This is a genomic window from Bacillus sp. FSL K6-0994 (assembly GCF_038630815.1).
GTDB lineage: Bacteria > Bacillota > Bacilli > Bacillales > Bacillaceae > Bacillus > Bacillus safensis.
Map to the genome: position 1 here is coordinate 2,974,318 of NZ_CP152043.1, position 17,603 is coordinate 2,991,920.

The 17,603-nt window shown below is 40.5% G+C and carries 19 protein-coding genes and 1 riboswitch; of the genes, 2 read left to right on the top strand and 17 right to left on the bottom strand.

The window, feature by feature from the left end; all coding sequences use genetic code 11:
- Positions 1–19 precede the first annotated feature (19 nt).
- Positions 20–559, top strand: coding sequence for a hypothetical protein (locus MHB69_RS15630; protein ID WP_214755391.1), 540 nt, complete (start codon positions 20–22; stop codon positions 557–559).
- A gap of 1 nt (position 560) precedes the next feature.
- Positions 561–2,984: a restriction endonuclease gene (locus tag MHB69_RS15635; protein WP_342495761.1), complete on the top strand. Its 2,424-nt coding sequence runs from the start codon at positions 561–563 to the stop codon at positions 2,982–2,984.
- Between the two features lie 867 nt (positions 2,985–3,851).
- On the opposite strand, the gene sufB is transcribed toward MHB69_RS15635, so the two are convergent.
- The 17 genes from sufB to MHB69_RS15720 form a co-directional block, all read right to left on the bottom strand.
- Entirely contained in the window at positions 3,852–5,249 is a 1,398-nt protein-coding gene (gene sufB / locus MHB69_RS15640; protein WP_007500362.1) for a Fe-S cluster assembly protein SufB, read from the bottom strand.
- Between the two features lie 17 nt (positions 5,250–5,266).
- The gene (sufU, locus tag MHB69_RS15645; protein ID WP_041115744.1) at positions 5,267–5,713 is read right to left on the bottom strand and encodes a Fe-S cluster assembly sulfur transfer protein SufU; all 447 of its coding nucleotides are present in this window, start codon (positions 5,711–5,713) and stop codon (positions 5,267–5,269) included.
- Positions 5,703–6,923 carry a cysteine desulfurase gene (locus tag MHB69_RS15650; protein ID WP_046313268.1) on the bottom strand — a complete coding sequence of 407 codons (1,221 nt, stop codon included), beginning with the start codon at positions 6,921–6,923 and terminating at the stop codon, positions 5,703–5,705. Before MHB69_RS15650 ends, sufU begins: the two co-directional genes overlap by 11 nt.
- Complete coding sequence (gene sufD / locus MHB69_RS15655; RefSeq protein ID WP_061110052.1) at positions 6,923–8,236, bottom strand: Fe-S cluster assembly protein SufD; 1,314 nt, start codon at positions 8,234–8,236, stop codon at positions 6,923–6,925. Before sufD ends, MHB69_RS15650 begins: the two co-directional genes overlap by 1 nt.
- An 18-nt stretch (positions 8,237–8,254) precedes the next feature.
- Positions 8,255–9,040: a Fe-S cluster assembly ATPase SufC gene (gene sufC / locus MHB69_RS15660; RefSeq protein WP_007500355.1), complete on the bottom strand. Its 786-nt coding sequence runs from the start codon at positions 9,038–9,040 to the stop codon at positions 8,255–8,257.
- A gap of 213 nt (positions 9,041–9,253) precedes the next feature.
- Complete coding sequence (locus MHB69_RS15665; protein ID WP_254965641.1) at positions 9,254–9,388, bottom strand: hypothetical protein; 135 nt, start codon at positions 9,386–9,388, stop codon at positions 9,254–9,256.
- A 215-nt stretch (positions 9,389–9,603) separates the two neighbouring features.
- The gene (locus MHB69_RS15670) at positions 9,604–9,972 is read right to left on the bottom strand and encodes a carboxymuconolactone decarboxylase family protein (protein ID WP_003212803.1); all 369 of its coding nucleotides are present in this window, start codon (positions 9,970–9,972) and stop codon (positions 9,604–9,606) included.
- Between the two features lie 301 nt (positions 9,973–10,273).
- A complete protein-coding gene (gene metQ / locus MHB69_RS15675; RefSeq protein WP_024423400.1) occupies positions 10,274–11,095 on the bottom strand; it encodes a methionine ABC transporter substrate-binding lipoprotein MetQ in 822 nt (273 codons plus the stop codon).
- A gap of 14 nt (positions 11,096–11,109) precedes the next feature.
- A complete protein-coding gene (locus MHB69_RS15680; protein ID WP_024423401.1) occupies positions 11,110–11,778 on the bottom strand; it encodes a methionine ABC transporter permease in 669 nt (222 codons plus the stop codon).
- The gene (locus MHB69_RS15685) at positions 11,771–12,796 is read right to left on the bottom strand and encodes a methionine ABC transporter ATP-binding protein (protein ID WP_024423402.1); all 1,026 of its coding nucleotides are present in this window, start codon (positions 12,794–12,796) and stop codon (positions 11,771–11,773) included. The genes MHB69_RS15680 and MHB69_RS15685 overlap by 8 nt, the downstream gene beginning before the upstream one ends.
- Positions 12,797–12,950: 154 nt before the next feature.
- A riboswitch (SAM riboswitch) is annotated at positions 12,951–13,059 on the bottom strand.
- A gap of 102 nt (positions 13,060–13,161) precedes the next feature.
- Positions 13,162–13,503, bottom strand: coding sequence for an SCP2 sterol-binding domain-containing protein (locus tag MHB69_RS15690; protein ID WP_024423403.1), 342 nt, complete (start codon positions 13,501–13,503; stop codon positions 13,162–13,164).
- Positions 13,504–13,623: 120 nt separating this feature from the next.
- Positions 13,624–13,926 (bottom strand): thioredoxin family protein, encoded by a 303-nt coding sequence (locus MHB69_RS15695; protein WP_024426005.1) that lies wholly within the window; start codon positions 13,924–13,926, stop codon positions 13,624–13,626.
- 12 nt (positions 13,927–13,938) lie between these two features.
- Complete coding sequence (locus MHB69_RS15700) at positions 13,939–14,283, bottom strand: toprim domain-containing protein (RefSeq protein WP_034281437.1); 345 nt, start codon at positions 14,281–14,283, stop codon at positions 13,939–13,941.
- 131 nt (positions 14,284–14,414) lie between these two features.
- Entirely contained in the window at positions 14,415–14,651 is a 237-nt protein-coding gene (locus tag MHB69_RS15705) for a YusG family protein (protein ID WP_024423405.1), read from the bottom strand.
- A 44-nt stretch (positions 14,652–14,695) separates the two neighbouring features.
- The gene (gcvH, locus tag MHB69_RS15710) at positions 14,696–15,079 is read right to left on the bottom strand and encodes a glycine cleavage system protein GcvH (protein WP_008347039.1); all 384 of its coding nucleotides are present in this window, start codon (positions 15,077–15,079) and stop codon (positions 14,696–14,698) included.
- A 66-nt stretch (positions 15,080–15,145) separates the two neighbouring features.
- Complete coding sequence (locus MHB69_RS15715) at positions 15,146–15,502, bottom strand: arsenate reductase family protein (RefSeq protein ID WP_024423406.1); 357 nt, start codon at positions 15,500–15,502, stop codon at positions 15,146–15,148.
- 310 nt (positions 15,503–15,812) lie between these two features.
- Positions 15,813–17,594, bottom strand: coding sequence for an acyl-CoA dehydrogenase family protein (locus tag MHB69_RS15720; protein ID WP_342495762.1), 1,782 nt, complete (start codon positions 17,592–17,594; stop codon positions 15,813–15,815).
- Between the last annotated feature and the right edge of the window lie 9 nt (positions 17,595–17,603).

Here is a 17,603-nt window from a genome sequence, read left to right on the forward strand (position 1 = left end):
AAAATTTGGAGTGTTTCGGTTGGATTACCAATTTAAAAAAATAGTTGATATGAAAAAAGATGATGTAAAAGAACATGTGTATACCAATATCAATTTTCTTATTAGACATTATAGGTGGTCTAAAAACAAAGATTTCTTTGAAAGCATTAGTGAAAAAACAGGCATTCCTTATCGTACAATTTCTAGCTGGTACTACAAAGAAAAGCTTCCAGAACTTCATCGTGCGGAAATAACTATGCTAACAAGTAGCTTGAAAGTTCATTTTTCCGATTTTGTATCCACGCATATTACTGAGGATAGTATTTTATCGCAAAGTCCAGATATTTTCATACCATCAAATGTTGCCAAACAAAACATTCTGAAACTCTTAATTGATCATGACATTCAAAATCCAGACAAGTTTGAGAGCTTTTTCGAAAGTAACTACTCAAGTAACTATTTCTATGTACTACAAAGAAAGCGAAACCACCAAAGGAACTTGTCATGGACTTTTATCGTTACAGCTGCACACTATTTCAACATTTCTGTTGGTGATTTATTTAAAAATGAGGGGGATTAATATGGAGAATCATATTTCATACCAATCAATGGCTTCAAAAGCCGATCCAAAGGTTATTGAAAAAACCTTAATGTTAAGAAGGAAACTTCGTGATGTAAAAAGTAGAGTACCAACCCTTTTAAAAAATCAATTTAATTTTAAAGGGCGTAAATCCCCCGAAATAGGAAAAATTATAATGGACATACTTACCGACACTGACGGCATTGTTCTTGATCCTTTTATTGGTTCAGGTGCTTATATCAATTCAGCTTGCGCAAGTAATAAAACATTCTATGGAAGCGAACTAGATAACTATACATTTGACGTAGTAAATACTCTTTATCATACTGCAAATTTAAGCCATTTATTAAAGTTGTTTAATCAAGTTAAAGAACAATGTTTCGAAGAAATACGTTCTCTCTACGAAACCCGTTGCTGTAATACAAAAAACTATATTAAAAAGCTTCATTTTGACCCTGAAACTGATAATTATCTCCATCCTAAAGCACACCGTGATATAAAGGATGGGAAAAATATAATAATGATCCACAAGTGTCCTGAGTGTGGAAATACAACAAAACAGTTTGACTCATTTGACAAGCAAAAAATTAAATCCCTTGAAAAAAGTGATGTTTCTAAATTCCCAAACCATAAACTAATAGAAAATAGTAGGATTAACATTACAAAAGGCTCTGGCGCTGACAAATATGATACTAATTTTACAACCCGTAACAAATTGGCATTGTTGAAATTACAAGAAGCAATTTCATCCTTGCCAGAGTGTCACGAGAAGAATTTGCTCCAACACTTCATAGTTGCTAGCTTGACCCTTTCTAGGATTGCGCAATATGGATCTGGCTCTGAGTATATCTATCAGGTTATGCGTGAACAAGCCCAGGAAATGAATGTCTGGTACCTGTTTGAAGAAAAGTACAACAAATACAAGCAGTTTCACAAAAAATATATTGAAGAAAACGAAGAATGGCTACAGAACTGTTTTACATTTGTGAATTCTGATTACAACGATTTTATGTCATCAACCTTCATAGGGGATAATAAAGTGGATTTAATTCTAACTGACCCCCCTTACCACGACCAAGTCCCTTATTTGGAACGAAACCAGTTATACCGGGACTGGCTATATCACTTCGTTGATAAATCTACGTATGCTTTAAAAGGTGAACTACTAGAAAAAGAAGTCGTTGTTTCAAACGCACCAACCAGAAAAAGAGATAAAGATTACGAACATCATGTAAGTGATATTAACAAAATGTTTGGTGCTTTTAGCAATAGCATCAATACCAACGGCTTTGTGGTATTAGCCGTAAACCTTGGACAGAAAAAGTATTTCGATTTACTTTCTCAGTATATCTTAAAGGCTAGACAAAATGGGTTTGAATATATAACACGGATTGATAAGACAATATCTGACCCTACATTACGCAAGCAAGCAGCATTTAAAAGCACACTTTCAAAAGAAATGTACTTGATCTTTACTAAGTTACCTGAAAACCAGAGATACTGGTTTATTAGTGATAAGAATGTAGAGTTTGACATTAAAAAGTTTGTTTACAAGAAAATCCAAGAGAGCTCTGCCCCGTATAGCTTGAGTAAGCTAATAATCGATATCGAAAGTGAAGTTACTAAAAATCGTACTACCGCAAATTCTCCTCAACAGGAAAGAGTTAAGCGGATTATAAAGGATAATTTTAAAATTGATTTTAAACATAGAGTTTACCTTGATGAAGATAAACTCTATGTTGACCTAGAAGATTCTGAAACCCTGTTTGTAAAGCTTTATGATATTATTCCTGTTATTATTGAAAATCTACTGGTTAAACAAAACGGTATTTTTGCTTTGGAAGATATCTATTTTGAAATAAGTGATAAGCTTTGCAACGGAGACCCTGGATTGCTTGAAGAAATAATTGACTCAAAATCTAAAGAATCAGATATAAACAATCTCATTTTAAATTTTTGCGAAGAAACAGAACGTGGTTATATCAGAAAAGAATCCTATAAAAATCAATATGGTGAAAACTTGTTTGACCTGAGGACAATTGACCCTTATGGTTTAGAAGAGTTAATAAAACAGTTGCTTATTAAGGAAGGTTACCAAAATGTTGCTCGAATGGGTGGAGCGGGTGACCGTGGAGTGGATCTGGTTGCAACAAAATTAAATATACGTACTAATAAGCAAGAAAGGTTTATTTTCCAAGTGAAAAGATGGATTGGAAATGTTGGAAGTGAACCAATCCAACGTCTAAACAGCGTTAAAATGACCGACGGTTTTACTCAAGGTATTTGTATTACAACTTCTGATTATACACCAGCTGGATTACAAGAAGGTAAATTAACAGGTGTAGAATTATTAAGAGGCTCTGACCTTCTCGAAATGCTAAACAAACACTTCCCTGACAAATATTTTATTAGTGAAATTAATTAATGACTAACAATTAAAGTCAATTTCTAAAACGTTAGGAGAATTTAAATCCTAACGTTTCCTATTGTACCTCCTAGAGTGATTCTAATTTACAAAAAAACTTTTAGAACTTCTGCTTGGTCGGAAAAGGTTCCCTTACCGCTGTTTTTCCCATTATGCTATAAAAACATTACATAGGGGGGATTCCAAAAGAGGATGTTCAAGTACTCAAGTAAATGTTTGTTTAACAATTTGGCAAGCATTCTTGACGATCTTTCTTTACTTTTTCTAACAACTCTCTGTCTTTCAGCTCTTTATCCAACTGTTTTATAACTTCTCTCGTAATTCTTTATACGGTATTAGTTGTACCGGTATCTTCTTATTATCATGCCTGAGGTGCCTTCCTATCGCACTATCAAAATAGACTATGATATAGTCCGTGAATTAAAGAAATTCAAATTAAAGAAAAATGAATTAATTTTAGGAAATGAAAAATTTCATAAAAATGAAGATAGTATCATTTTTCAAAATTGTCACCGTCATTATTTAACACCCTCTACTATCTGTGATACAATGCAGAGTTATTGCGCAAAAAAGCTGTTGTTGATTATAAAGGCAACTATGGCTTTAGACATAGACATATCCATGCGGTTCTGCAACGTGAATCAGGTGCAAGCCTTAAATATGTATCAAATCGATTGGGCCATAAAACCATCAAAACAATAGCGGATACTTATCTTGATATTACTGAAAAAATAGAAGAAGACGAACTTCAAAAGTTCGCCTCCTACACTAAAAGATAAAATCATATCGGCACAAAATCGCCACTCCGACAAATTTACATTTTATAATAACCCCTTAAACCCTTGATACACAAAGGCTTCTTCTATCTTAACCAATAGAACCTTCCATTTCAAACTTAATCAAACGGTTCATTTCAACGGCGTATTCCATTGGCAGTTCTTTTGTGAATGGCTCGATGAAGCCCATGACGATCATTTCTGTTGCTTCTTCTTCAGAAATTCCGCGGCTCATCAAGTAGAATAGCTGTTCTTCTGATACTTTTGATACTTTTGCTTCGTGCTCTAATGAAATGTTGTCGTTTAAGATTTCATTGTAAGGGATCGTATCAGATGTTGATTTGTTATCCATGATGAGTGTATCACACTCGATGTTTGAGCGTGCACCCTCTGCTTTGCGTCCGAAGTGAACGATTCCGCGGTACGTCACTTTACCGCCTTGTTTCGAAATCGATTTCGATACGATTGTTGAAGATGTGTTTGGTGCAAGGTGAATCATTTTCGCACCTGCATCTTGGTGCTGACCTTTACCTGCTAGGGCAATACTTAATGTCATACCACGAGCGCCCTCACCTTTTAAGATGACCGCTGGGTATTTCATTGTCAGCTTAGAACCGATGTTTCCATCAATCCATTCCATTGTTGCATTCTCTTCACATACTGTACGTTTTGTCACAAGGTTGAAGACGTTGTTTGCCCAGTTTTGAATCGTTGTATAACGGCAGTAGCCGCCTTTTTTCACGATGATTTCAACTACCGCACTGTGAAGTGAGTTTGTTGTGTAAACTGGTGCTGTACAGCCTTCTACGTAATGCACATGTGCGCCTTCATCAACGATGATCAGTGTACGCTCGAACTGACCCATGTTTTCAGAGTTGATACGGAAGTATGCTTGAAGTGGAGTATCTACTTTTACGCCTTTTGGTACGTAGATAAATGAACCACCAGACCATACAGCCGAGTTAAGCGCAGCAAATTTGTTGTCAGTCGGAGGAATGACTTTTGCCCAGTGCTCACGGAAGATGTCTTCGTTCTCTTTTAATGCGCTGTCTGTATCTTTAAACACAATTCCTAGATCTTCAAGATCCTGCTTCATGTTGTGATACACAACTTCAGATTCATACTGAGCAGATACACCAGCTAAATATTTTTGCTCTGCTTCTGGGATACCAAGCTTATCAAAGGTTTGTTTGATTTCTTCTGGTACTTCATCCCAAGAACGCTCAGAGCGCTCTGATGGCTTTACGTAGTACGTAATTTCATCAAAGTTTAATGCATTTAAATCTCCGCCCCATTGTGGCATCGGCATGTTGTAAAAGTGCTCAAGAGATTTCAAACGGAAGTCGAGCATCCACTGAGGCTCTTCTTTCATACGAGAAATTTCTTCAACGATCTCTTTTGTCAGTCCGCGCTCTGAACGGAAAATGGAAACGTCTTTATCAGAAAAGCCGTATTTATATTCACCAACATCTGGCATTTTTTTAGCCATCCATTTTCACTCCAATCTTATGATTTGCCGTTATCTTCGGCAGATGCGCCTTTTTCAAGCGCCTTCCATGATAATGTTGCACATTTGATGCGGGCAGGGAATTTTGCCACTCCCTGCAGCGCCTCAATGTCACCAAGATCAATGGAATCGTCGTATTCTTTTCCTAGCATCATATCGGAGAAAATCTGAGACATTTTCAAAGCTGTTTCAATATCTTTCCCTTTAATCGCCTGCGTCATCATCGAGGCAGATGCCATCGAAATCGAGCATCCTTCTCCTTCAAATTTCGCATCCGTGACTTTATCGTCTTCGATTTTCATCGTAAGACGAATGCGGTCACCACACGTTGGGTTGTTCATATCGACGACAATGCTGTCGTTTAGCACACCTTTGTTTCTCGGATTTTTATAATGATCCATAATCACTTGTCTGTACAGTGTGTCTAAGTTTACATTAAAAGACATTCGTAAAATACTCCTTTGTCTTACGGAGCGCTGCAATGAGCCGGTCAATCTCTTCTTCTGTATTATACAGATAAAAGCTTGCTCTTGCAGTCGCTGATACACCAAGCCATTTCATGAGCGGCTGTGCACAGTGGTGTCCAGCACGAATGGCGACACCTTCCGTATCCAGAACAGTTGATGCATCATGCGGATGAACATCGTCTAAGTTAAACGTCACAAGCCCAGCTCGGTGCTGCGGTCCATAAACAGTCGCACCGTCAAGCTCCTTAAAGCGCTCAAGCGCGTAAGTCGCAAGCTGATGCTCGTAACGGCTGACTTCCTCCATACCAATGTCATTTAAGAAGTCAATTGCTTTTCCTAGTCCAACTGCTCCAGCAATAATCGGTGTTCCCGCTTCAAATTTCCACGGCAGCTCTTTCCATGTAGAATCATATAGATCCACAAAGTCGATCATTTCACCGCCAAACTCAGCAGGCTCCATATTATTCAAAAGGTCCTTCTTCCCGTAAAGCACACCGATGCCAGTCGGTCCACACATTTTATGCCCAGAGAATGCGAAAAAGTCACAATCTAGATCCTGAACATCAATTTGCATGTGCGGAGTGCTTTGCGCACCGTCGACGACAATGATTGCCCCATGATCGTGGGCGATTTTGGCGATTTCTTTAATCGGGTTGATGGTTCCTAATACGTTTGAGACATGTGTGACAGCGACGATTTTCGTTTGATGTGTGATCGTTTGCTTCACATCTTCAAGCGATAGCGTGCCGTCTTCCTGTAACGGAATGTATTTCAATGTGGCGCCAGTTGCTTTTGCTGCTTGCTGCCAAGGGATGATATTCGCATGATGCTCCATATGCGTAATGACAATCTCATCGCCTTCTTTGAGGTTGGCTCTAGCATAGCTGATCGCCACTGTGTTTAGCGCAGTTGTTGTACCTCTAGTAAAAATAATCTCCTGAACAGATGAAGCACGGATGAATGCACGAACTTTCTCTCTCGCACCCTCGTATGCGTCCGTTGCTCTTGTGCCAAGGGTATGAACACCCCTGTGGACGTTCGAGTTGTAAGACCGGTAATACTCATTCATTGCATCAATGACCACTCTTGGTTTTTGAGAAGTCGCTGCACTGTCCAAATACACCAAATCATGTCCGTTCACTTGCTGATGAAGGATTGGAAATTGCTCACGAACGTCTTTGATATTCATTATTTTACTTTCCTTTCAATCACAGAAACAAGCTGCTTTTTAACTCCTTCAATCGGCAGTTCTTTTACAACTGGATTTAAGAAGCCGTAAATCACAAGTCTTTCTGCATCTTCTTTGGAAATCCCGCGGCTCATGAGGTAGTACAATTGAATTGGATCGACACGTCCAACAGAAGCGGCGTGCCCTGCTGTCACATCATCTTCATCAATTAAAAGAATGGGGTTTGCGTCACCGCGTGCTTTCTCACTCAGCATGAGGACACGTGATTCCTGCTCTGCATTTGACTTCGTTGCGCCATGCTCGATTTTACCAATTCCGTTAAAGATAGAGGATGCTTGATCCTTCATCACACCATGCTTCAAGATATATCCTTCAGAGTTTTTACCGAAGTGGATGATGCTTGTTGTGAAGTTTTCCGTTTGGTTTCCTCGGCCGACAACAACTGATTTCGTATCACCGAATGTACCGTCGCCCATCAGTTTTGTGATGTTTTCAGATACGACGTCTCCATCATTCATCAGGCCAAGCGCCCATTCGATTTTACTGTCACGGCCATTTGCCATACCGCGTCTGTTTACATATACTGTGACTCCTTCTGCAAGGTTATCTACAGCACCGTATGTGACGCGGGCGTTAGCGCCTGTGAACACTTCAGAAACGATATTGAAGATCGCTTCTTCCGGTTTTGCTGTACTGATGTAGTTTTCTACATATGTCACAGCACTATGATCGTCTGCTACAACGATGACATGGTTGAACAAAGTCGTTTCGTTATTTTCATGAAGATAAACAGCTTGAATTGGTGCTTCAAGCTCTACGTTTTTCGGTACATAGAGGAAAGCCCCGCCATTCACTAAAGCAGCATGTAAAGCTGTTAGTTTATGCTCATCCACTTTCACTGCATCTGTCATGAAGTATTGTTTCACTAATTCTCCATGCTCGCGGATCGCTGTATGAAGATCAGTGAAGATCACACCTTTGTCTTTCGCTTCAGCTGAAAGAGACAAATAGGCCGGCGTTTGATCACGCTGAATGTAAACTGTCTTATCTGTGTCCTCTAAATCAATAAGAGATTTCACTTCTTCAGGAAGCTCTTCTAATGATCCAAATGGCGCACTTTCGACTGTATGCTGTTTGAAATTCGTTAAATTCCATTTTGAAATATTCGTTTTATCAGGCTTTGGCATTGGGAGGTCTTCTGCTTTTTCAAGAGCCTGTAAGCGAAGGGAGCTCATCCATGCCGGTTCCTGATGCTTCTCGGAGAAGCTTTTGACATAATCTTGATCTACTGATAATTTCGTTTCTAATGTCATCAATAATCCTCCTAACGCTTACGCTTCTTGACCAACAGTTTCGTCTTCAATTCCTAACTCTTTTTTAATCCAATCATAGCCTTCTGCTTCTAGACGCTGCGCAAGTTCTGGTCCGCCAGATTTCACAATACGGCCTTGCATCATGACATGAACGTGATCTGGTGTGATGTAGTTCAGCAGGCGCTGATAGTGAGTGATCATTAAGCAGCCGAAGCTTTCGCCGCGCATTTTGTTAATTCCTTTAGAAACAACTTTCAAGGCATCGATATCAAGACCAGAATCGATTTCGTCAAGGATGGCGATCTTTGGTTCAATCATCATTAATTGAAGAATTTCGTTGCGTTTTTTCTCCCCGCCTGAGAAACCTTCGTTTAGGTAGCGCTGTGCCATATCTGGATCCATTTCAAGGAACTCCATGTTTTCGTCCATTTTGCGGATGAATTTCATAAGAGAGATTTCATCGCCTTCTTCTCTGCGTGCGTTAATTGCAGAACGAAGGAAGTCAGCATTTGTAACACCGCTGATTTCAGATGGGTATTGCATCGCAAGGAAAAGACCAGCTTGAGCGCGCTCATCTACTTCCATTTCAAGGACATCTTCGCCATCAAGCAAGATGCTGCCTTTTGTTACTTCATATTTAGGGTGACCCATAATGGCAGCAGATAAAGTAGATTTACCTGTTCCGTTAGGTCCCATTACTGCGTGGAATTCTCCACCTTTTATCTCGAGGTTTACACCCTTTAAGATTTCTTTCCCTTCAATCTCAACGTGCAAGTCCTTAATTGTTAATGTCGAAGCAGTCATATATCGATACCTCCAAAATAATCATTATTCTCAATTTATTCTCATTCTAATTTTATAACAAATTAAAACTGAATACAACACATTCACGATAAGCGTGAGAGGATGCTCTCAAAATTCTAACAAAAAAAGCAGGTAGATAAAAGGATTTATGTCGAAAAGACTGTTTTCATAAAGAAAGGGCGGGAAACTGTTCTCCCCGCCCCTCAGCTATTATTAGCCTCGTATATTCATTTTTGCGAGCTGTCTTTTCTCATCTCGATAGGACTGCTCTCGTTTATATTCCACTTTCATCCGTAAGTCATGGTCTCTTTCGTACTCTGCATAGCTCATGCCATGAGCTTGATGCATGGCCTTTTCCATCTCGGCGGTATAATCCAATCCTAGTGTACTATGGTCCGAACAAATAATAAACCATTCCCTTCCTTGAGTGTAGCTTTATTGTAGCAAACGTATGCGGCTTCACTCAAAAGGGATATGACACCCTATGCTGGCATATTTTCTCACACAAACGGATGAGAAGCGCTCAACTCCCTGATATGGAAAAATACCGTGTTATGCTTCCCTTAATGCGTCTGTCCTCCAAATTCATCAATACATTGCTGAACGACAGTGATTCCTTGGCTTAGTGCTGCCCCGCCGCCAAAAGCTGCTGCTACGCTGACAACCTCCAGCAAATTCTCTTCTGTCGCCCCTTGATCGAGCGCTCCCTTTGTATGATAAATCATGCAGTATTCGTCCTGTGCATGAATACTGATGCCAAGGGCAATCATTTGTTTTTCTTTTTGCGTTAATGAATCGCTTTGGAAGCACTGCTCCGTAAATTCATTGAATTTCTTTCCAAACACCGGCATTTTCTTCTGGAATTCACCCATTGCGGTTTTATAATCAGTCAGTGATTGCTGCATGGATCCGCTCATATGCTGTTCATTCATCTTGATTCCATCCCTTCAGGTCATTTGTACGTTTTTATTATGAGCGAGATTTGAAAAAATACACAAAAAACCTCGCTTTGGTAGAAGCGAGGTTGCAGATTGTTGATAAAGGGCTAAAATGATCTTTATTTTAGCCCTTTATCTTCCTTTCAGCGTGATAGAAAACCTTTGCAGTCTAGGAAGGGCGAGTACCGGAGCGAATTTGACATTCGTGAGCACCGGAGCGCAGAACTGACAAAGAATGCGAGGGTTTGTCTACATGCTGAAACCTCGCTTTGATAGAAGCGAGGTTAAAATGTTGTTATTCAGATACAGGCAATACTGCACCGTCATATTTTTTGTCGATGAATTCTTTGATTTTATCAGAGTGAAGAACTTCCATTAGTGCCTTGATCTTATCTGATTTTTCGTCACCTTTGCGAACCGCAACGATGTTTGCATATGGGTTGTTCTTTGTTTGCTCAAGTTCAATTGAATCTTTTTTCGGATTCAATTTATTTTGGATCGCATAGTTGACGTTGATGAATACAGCATCGCCTTCACTGTTTTCATAAGCTTTCGCAGTTAATTCAGGCGCGATTTTTTTGAATTTTAGGTTCTTTGGGTTTTCTTTAATGTTTTTTACTGTTGCGTTGATTGTATCAACCTTTGGATCAAGCTTGATGACACCAGCATTTTGCAGCAGGGCAAGCATACGGCCTTGTTCAGCTACGTTGTTTGTCATGATGATTGTGCCGCCGTTTGGAATATCTTTTACAGATTTGTATTTCTTAGAGTAGATACCGAAAGGCTCAAGGTGAACCGCACCAGCACTCACTAGGTTATAATCTTTGTTTGATTTATTTTCTTCGTTTAAGTAAGGGATATGTTGGAAAAAGTTCGCATCCACTTCTTTTTCAGCTAACGCTTTGTTGTACATTTTATAATCGCTAAGCACTTTCACTTTTAAATCGTAGCCTTTTTCTTTTAGAAGTGGTTTTGCTTCTTCAAGAATTTCGGCATGAGGCGTTTTTGAAGCGGCAACCGTAATGGTTTTGCTTTCACTTGCGTTATTTGATGAACCGCACGCAGCTAAAATACCTGCAAATGCTAGAAATAGTGCACTTAATATCAATTTCTTCATGAATAAATCCTCCCTTAACGTTTATCAATTTTATTTGTAATCAAATCACCGATTATTTGAATAATAAAGACGATGATGAGAATAAACACAGTAGCTACAAGTGTGACATCTGTATTACCAGATTGGTACCCTTCCACATAGGCGAGGTCACCAAGTCCGCCTGCTCCAATTGCACCTGCAATCGCAGTAGAGCCAATCAGAGCAATTGCTGTTACGGTAATACCTGAAATAAGGGCTGGCAATGATTCTGGCAGCAATACTTTGAAAATGATTGTCGACGTTTTCGCTCCCATTGATCGTGCTGCTTCAATGACTCCTTTGTCTACCTCACGCAGTGCAATTTCGACAAGACGTGCATAGAATGGAGCTGACCCTATGACAAGGGCAGGGAGTGCTGCATTTGGGCCTAGAATCGTATGCATTAAGAATTTCGTGAACCCTAGTAATAGAATAATTAAAATGATAAAAGGAATCGATCTGAAAATGTTGACGACAGCGCCGATGACAGCATTTATCGGTTTATTTTCCCAAAGACCGCCTTTTCCTGTAAGGAAGAGCAGGAGCCCTAAGATAATCCCGATTGCAAAGGCAAATGCCAATGAAATCAGTGTCATATACACCGTTTCACCTGTTGCACTCCAGATGACGTCTAAATCAACGTTCGGAAACCATTTCTCAAACATGTGTCATCACCTCGATTTCAACCTGTTTGCTTTGGATATAGGCGATGGCTTTTTCTACCTCAGTCTCTTCTCCATTAATGTGGATAAAGAGTGTTCCAAACGCGCCTTCCTGCGTTTGAGAAATCTTCCCTTGAAGGATATTCACATCGACATTGAAGGATCGAATGATTTCAGTGATCAGCGGCTGCTCGGCAGAGTCTCCAATAAAGGACAACCGTACGACCTGACCTTCTTTTACTCGTTCTAAGACGTGCTCGATTGTTTCTTTCGCTTCCTCTGGTTCTGCAAGCTGTTTCACAAATCGTTTCGTCATTTCTTCCTTCGGTTGTCTGAAGACGCGTAATACTTCGCCTTCTTCGACAATGCGTCCATTTTCCATGACCGCAACGCGATGACAAATTTTGCGAATGACGTGCATTTCGTGTGTAATGAGCACAATCGTGAGCCCTAATCGTTTATTGATATCCGCCAAAAGCTCAAGGATCGAATCGGTCGTTTGCGGATCTAGCGCAGATGTCGCTTCGTCACATAGAAGAACCTTTGGATCATTCGCTAATGCTCTCGCAATGCCGACACGCTGTTTTTGCCCGCCGCTCAGCTGAGACGGATACGCATTTTCTTTTCCTTCTAAACCGACCAATTTAATCAGTTCATTCGCACGCTCTCTCCGTTTTGATGTCGGTACACCTGCGATCTCAAGCGGGAACATAATATTTTGTCTCACCGTTCTTGACCAAAGCAAATTAAAGTGCTGGAAGATCATGCTGATTTCTTGTCTTGCTTTCCGAAGTTTCGCATTCGATACTTCATTGATCCGGTTGCCTGCCACTTCAACAATTCCTTCTGTTGGCAGCTCCAGACCGTTTAATAGGCGAATAAGCGAGCTTTTTCCTGCACCGCTATACCCGATAATTCCGAATATTTCACCTTTATCAATATCCAGGTTGACGTCTTTCACGGCATCAACATTTCCGCTTTTTGAATGGTACGTTTTTGATACATTCTGTAAATGGATCACAGTCTGATCACCTGCTTTCTTGCTGAATCTATAGGTTGCCATCACATACGTTATTTATTCTTCTTTCTGTCATGACTCTAGCCTGGCGCCAGGTCAGTAAAAAAGACCTAACTGCAACGCAAGCAGAAAGGCCTTTTATGTCAATTACGCCTTTCTCTCATCTTTCAAAGCGCTGCGGCTTTGAGTGAATTGGCACCAATTTCAGCTATGCTGACGGTTGCCGGGTTTCATAGGGCACGTCCCTCCACCTCTCTTAATAAGAGAAAATATGTTGTTTTATGTGATGTTCATGTTTTTACTAACGTAGAATATCATGCTACCCGAGATATGTCAACGCTGTAAATCGCTAATTTCCAAGTAAACAACTACGTTATCATTTTTCGAAAAAAGCCGTTCGTCAGCCAAAGCACTGCCTCTAGTCTAAGGAGCGCACGGAATGACCCTTTGACTTTGACTTGTCCCCTGCTGATTAACTGCTGTAAGGACATATCTCCGTCTAATAATTGAAGAATTTCTTTCCTCTCACCATAAAAGATGAGATCCGATAACTCAATTGCAGGTAGTTTCTTCACTTCACCACGTTCATCCACAATCAATGTACAAGAGTCAGTTTCCGCCTCAAATGTAATCTTCAAGGATGATGATGAGAGCAGCGGCTTTAATAATAAACGCTGCCCTGTGTTACCATGGGCTTTCACATTTTCCACATGTATAACCTCCCTGTCATTTGGTTATACATAACATTTCTCTACAAACATCTTCTTGTCCTTTATAAATAACTCGACAAATTTTCAAATGAATTTCTTGAAATATGACAAAAAACCGCTTTATTTAGCGGTTTCAATCATTTCATGAAGATATGGAACTGAGTGAAAGGCATAGCCTTTTTGCACCAATTCACCTTTTTTAAACAGGAGAAAGCAAGGAACACTCTCGATTTCAAATGCTTTCGCAAAGCCTGGTGAATAGTTTAAATTGTTTTCGTAAAATGGTACATCCGGCTGCATAGCGTCTACGACTGCCAGCATTTTCTTTGCCAGCTGGCATGTTCCGCAAAACGGTGTATATAAGTATAAAAGAAATAAATCGTCCTCTATCTCCTTGAATTCGTGTTCTTCAATCTCTTTCATATACGTCCACCCTCATAAATATTTCGAATGAACATCAATGTTTGCAGCTAATAGGATAGATGCAATGTGGGCTGAGGGTGAAGCGGCCACTTCGCGGTACGTTCTGTCGACAAAAAGATGAAGTGCTTCAGGGAATTCTTTTCGAAATTGCTTCCGCAGTTTGTCGCCTGCATCGTCACTGTCAGCTAATATGTAAACGTCTTTCCCCAATAAATCGTCCACAAGCTGATCCAGCTTCGATGTACTGATCGTGCCATTGGTGCAAATGATGGTAACAGGTTCACTTATGACTTCTTTTAGCTTTTGTTTGTCTGTTTTACCTTCTACAATGATGACCTTTTCTATCTCGACATTCATCACGATCACCCGGCCCTTTTGACGTTGATTCACTTCTTCCTTAGATTACAATCTTTCATTCAGGTTGTAAAGATTGAGCGCCTCGTCATCAAAAAGACTGCAGCTTCTGTTCACTGCAGTCTCATCTGTGATTAGCACCAGCCATTTTCATCGTCACAGTCAACATATTTTTCTGTCCCATCGGTTAATGTGTCCGTTAAACGATAAAAACGATTTTGATCATAGGAATATCCCGATTTCAGCTCATATTGGTTTTCACTAATCATCGTGCCAATCTCTTCATTTTGATGATAAAGCACCATGCCGCTTTCTTTGAATCGTCCAGTGACATGCTCTGTTATATCCACGTGTTCTTTTTGAAAAGACAAATTGGACACCCCCCATAAAGGTAGAGTGTCCAATTTCTCATGAATTAGTCTTCTTTTGTCATTTCTTCATATTGCTCAGCCGTCATTAAGTTCTCAATTTCAGAAGCATCAGCTGGTTCTACAACGATCATCCATGCTTTTTCGTATGGAGAGTCGTTGACGAATTCTGGGCTGTCATCCAGCTCATCGTTCACTTCAACAATTGTGCCATTGATCGGTGCATAAAGTTCAGAAACGGTTTTCACTGATTCTACACTTCCGAAAGGCTCGTCCGCTGTAATTTTGTCTCCTACTTCAGGAAGCTCAACGAACACGATATCGCCTAGCTCAGATTGAGCAAAATGCGTAATACCGATACGCACCTTATCTCCTTCTACTTTGACCCATTCATGTTCTTCTGAATAACGTAAATCTTTTGGTGTGCTCATTCAATACCCCTCCAGTCTTTTCTTACAATCTATATTGAAGATACCACAATCTGAATGAAAGTTACATCATTTCCAGACGCTTTTAAATGTATCTTCGTTAAATCCTACCGTGACTCGTTTTCCGTCTGTTGTAATCGGGCGCTTAATCAGCATTCCGTTAGACGCGAGTAATTCTAGCTGCTCGTCCTCTGACATTGCAGGAAGTTGATCTTTCAGCTGCAGCTCCCGGTATTTTTGCCCGCTTGTATTAAAGAATTTCTTCAGCTCTAAACCGCTTTTTTCGTAAAGGGCTTTTAATGTTTCTTTATCAGGCGTCTCTTCGACGATATGTATGCTGTTGATGTCTTTATTGTGTGCTTCCAGCCACTTTTTTGCTTTTCGGCATGTACCGCAAGATGGGTATTCGTAAAAATCTAAAGCCACCATTTTCACCTCCTGCAAATTGTGACAACATTTTATCACAAAATATTTTAAAAACCTAAATGTATGCTTACAAAAAGGTGCGGTTTGTTATCCGCACCTCAGATTGTTGACAAAGGGATAAAATGATCTTTATTTTAGCCCTTTGTCTTCTTTTCAGCGTGATAGAAAACCTTTGCAGTCTAGGAAGGACGAGTACCGGAGCGGAGCGAATTTGTCATTCGTGAGCACCGGCACGCAGACCTGACAAAGAATGCGAGGGTTTGTCTACACGCTGAGGTGCGGAGTGATATCCGCACCTTTTAAGCAGTCCTTATACGATATATTTCTCTGCTTCAAAGATTCGTTTTGCCGCTTCGCGCTTTTTGGCGATGACATTGATCGGCGTAAATCTTGTCAGCTTGCGAAGGGCTGACAGGCTCATGCGGAGTGAATCTCCTTCCTCCATCGCAATCAAAGATTCTTTTGCATGGGCTTCAATCTTTAAGAAAGCTTCCTGCGTGAAAATTTGTGTGTAAGCAAGCTTTTGTTCATTCTTTTCTGCCCCTGTTGCAGCGATTGCCTTTTCTGTACGCAGAACCGCTGATTCAGCAGCAAAAATTTCATTGACGATATCGGCTATGTTCACAAGAATTTCTTGCTCTTTGTCTAAGGCTTTCCCGTATTTCATGGCTGCCATACCAGCCACCATTAAGGCGATCTTTTTCGCATGAGCGAGCAAATATTTTTCTTGATCGAGCGGCTGATCGCCTGGCTCTTCCGGCATCATCATCATCAGCTCTTCCTGTAAGGTTTGCGCTTTTTGAAGCAGCGGAAGCTCTCCTTTCATCGCTTTCTTCAAGAATGTACCTGGTACAAGCAAACGGTTGATTTCGTTTGTCCCTTCAAAAATCCGGTTAATTCGTGAGTCGCGATAGGCTCTTTCGACCTCGTATTCTTGCATGAATCCATATCCGCCGTGAATCTGCACGCCTTCATCCACAATATAATCTAACGTTTCAGAGCCGAGCACTTTACAGAGAGAACATTCAATCGCATATTCCGCAATGGATTGGGCAATTTGTTTGCCGTCTTTTTGCTCTTCATCACTTAAGAGCCCCATCCGCTGTTCAAATAATCCAACCGTACGGTAAACAGCACTTTCCATCGCATAGAGCTTTGCTGACATATTGGCTGCTTTTTCACCAATTAAGCTGAATTGAGAAATTGGTGTTTTGAACTGCTTACGCTGGTTCGCATATTCTGCCGACAATTGAATAACGCGTTTTGATGCACCGATTGTGCCGACTGCCAGCTTATAGCGCCCAATATTCAAAATGTTAAACGCAATCACATGACCTCTGCCAGCTTCACCGAGCAAATTCTCCTTCGGTACTTGGGCATCTTCAAGAATCAATGTTCTTGTCGATGATCCTTTAATGCCCATCTTTTTCTCCTCAGGTCCCGTTTTGACACCTGGAAAATCCTTTTCGACGATAAAAGCAGAGAAGTGTTCACCATCAATCTTCGCATACACAACAAAGACATCGGCAAATGCGGAGTTTGTGATCCACTGCTTTTCTCCATTCAGGACATAATGGGTACCTGCTTCATTCAGAACTGCGGTTGTTTTTGCTCCAAGAGCGTCAGAGCCTGATCCTGGCTCAGTGAGTGCGTACGCCGCAATGGTTTCACCAGAGGCGAGTCCAGGCAGGTACGTTTCCTTTTGCGCTTGATTTCCGAAGAGCACGATCGGCAGAGAACCAATACCGACATGAGCACCATAGGAAAGTGAGAAGCTTCCTGCTCTAGCGAATTTTTCAGTAATGATCGCTGAACTGATTTTATCTAATCCAAGCCCGCCGAATTCTTCCGGCACATCGGCTCCTAAAAGTCCAAGCTCACCAGCCTTTTTGAGAAGCCTGACCGAATGCTCGAACTCATGGTTTTCAATTTGATCAATATGCGGAACAACATCCTGTAAAATATAATCCTCTGTTGTTTTTCCAATCATTTGATGTTCATCAGAGAAATCCTCCGGTGTAAAAATATGCTCATAATTCGTCTCATCAATTAAAAAGCTTCCACCCTTTTTTACATCTTCCAATGCTTTCATCCTGATTTC

Bases quoted from the DNA above. Each gene is read 5' to 3' on its own strand.
- sufB (WP_007500362.1), bottom strand. From the start codon at position 5,249: ATGGCTAAAAAAATGCCAGATGTTGGTGAATATAAATACGGCTTTTCT.
- MHB69_RS15680 (WP_024423401.1), bottom strand. From the start codon at position 11,778: ATGTTTGAGAAATGGTTTCCGAACGTTGATTTAGACGTCATCTGGAGT.
- MHB69_RS15665 (WP_254965641.1), bottom strand. From the start codon at position 9,388: ATGCATCAAGCTCATGGCATGAGCTATGCAGAGTACGAAAGAGACCAT.
- sufD (WP_061110052.1), bottom strand. From the start codon at position 8,236: ATGACATTAGAAACGAAATTATCAGTAGATCAAGATTATGTCAAAAGC.
- MHB69_RS15670 (WP_003212803.1), bottom strand. From the start codon at position 9,972: ATGAATGAACAGCATATGAGCGGATCCATGCAGCAATCACTGACTGAT.
- MHB69_RS15720 (WP_342495762.1), bottom strand. From the start codon at position 17,594: ATGAAAGCATTGGAAGATGTAAAAAAGGGTGGAAGCTTTTTAATTGAT.
- gcvH (WP_008347039.1), bottom strand. From the start codon at position 15,079: ATGAGCACACCAAAAGATTTACGTTATTCAGAAGAACATGAATGGGTC.
- MHB69_RS15700 (WP_034281437.1), bottom strand. From the start codon at position 14,283: ATGAATGTCGAGATAGAAAAGGTCATCATTGTAGAAGGTAAAACAGAC.
- sufC (WP_007500355.1), bottom strand. From the start codon at position 9,040: ATGACTGCTTCGACATTAACAATTAAGGACTTGCACGTTGAGATTGAA.
- metQ (WP_024423400.1), bottom strand. From the start codon at position 11,095: ATGAAGAAATTGATATTAAGTGCACTATTTCTAGCATTTGCAGGTATT.
- sufU (WP_041115744.1), bottom strand. From the start codon at position 5,713: ATGTCTTTTAATGTAAACTTAGACACACTGTACAGACAAGTGATTATG.
- MHB69_RS15650 (WP_046313268.1), bottom strand. From the start codon at position 6,923: ATGAATATCAAAGACGTTCGTGAGCAATTTCCAATCCTTCATCAGCAA.
- MHB69_RS15635 (WP_342495761.1), top strand. From the start codon at position 561: ATGGAGAATCATATTTCATACCAATCAATGGCTTCAAAAGCCGATCCA.
- MHB69_RS15695 (WP_024426005.1), bottom strand. From the start codon at position 13,926: ATGAAAGAGATTGAAGAACACGAATTCAAGGAGATAGAGGACGATTTA.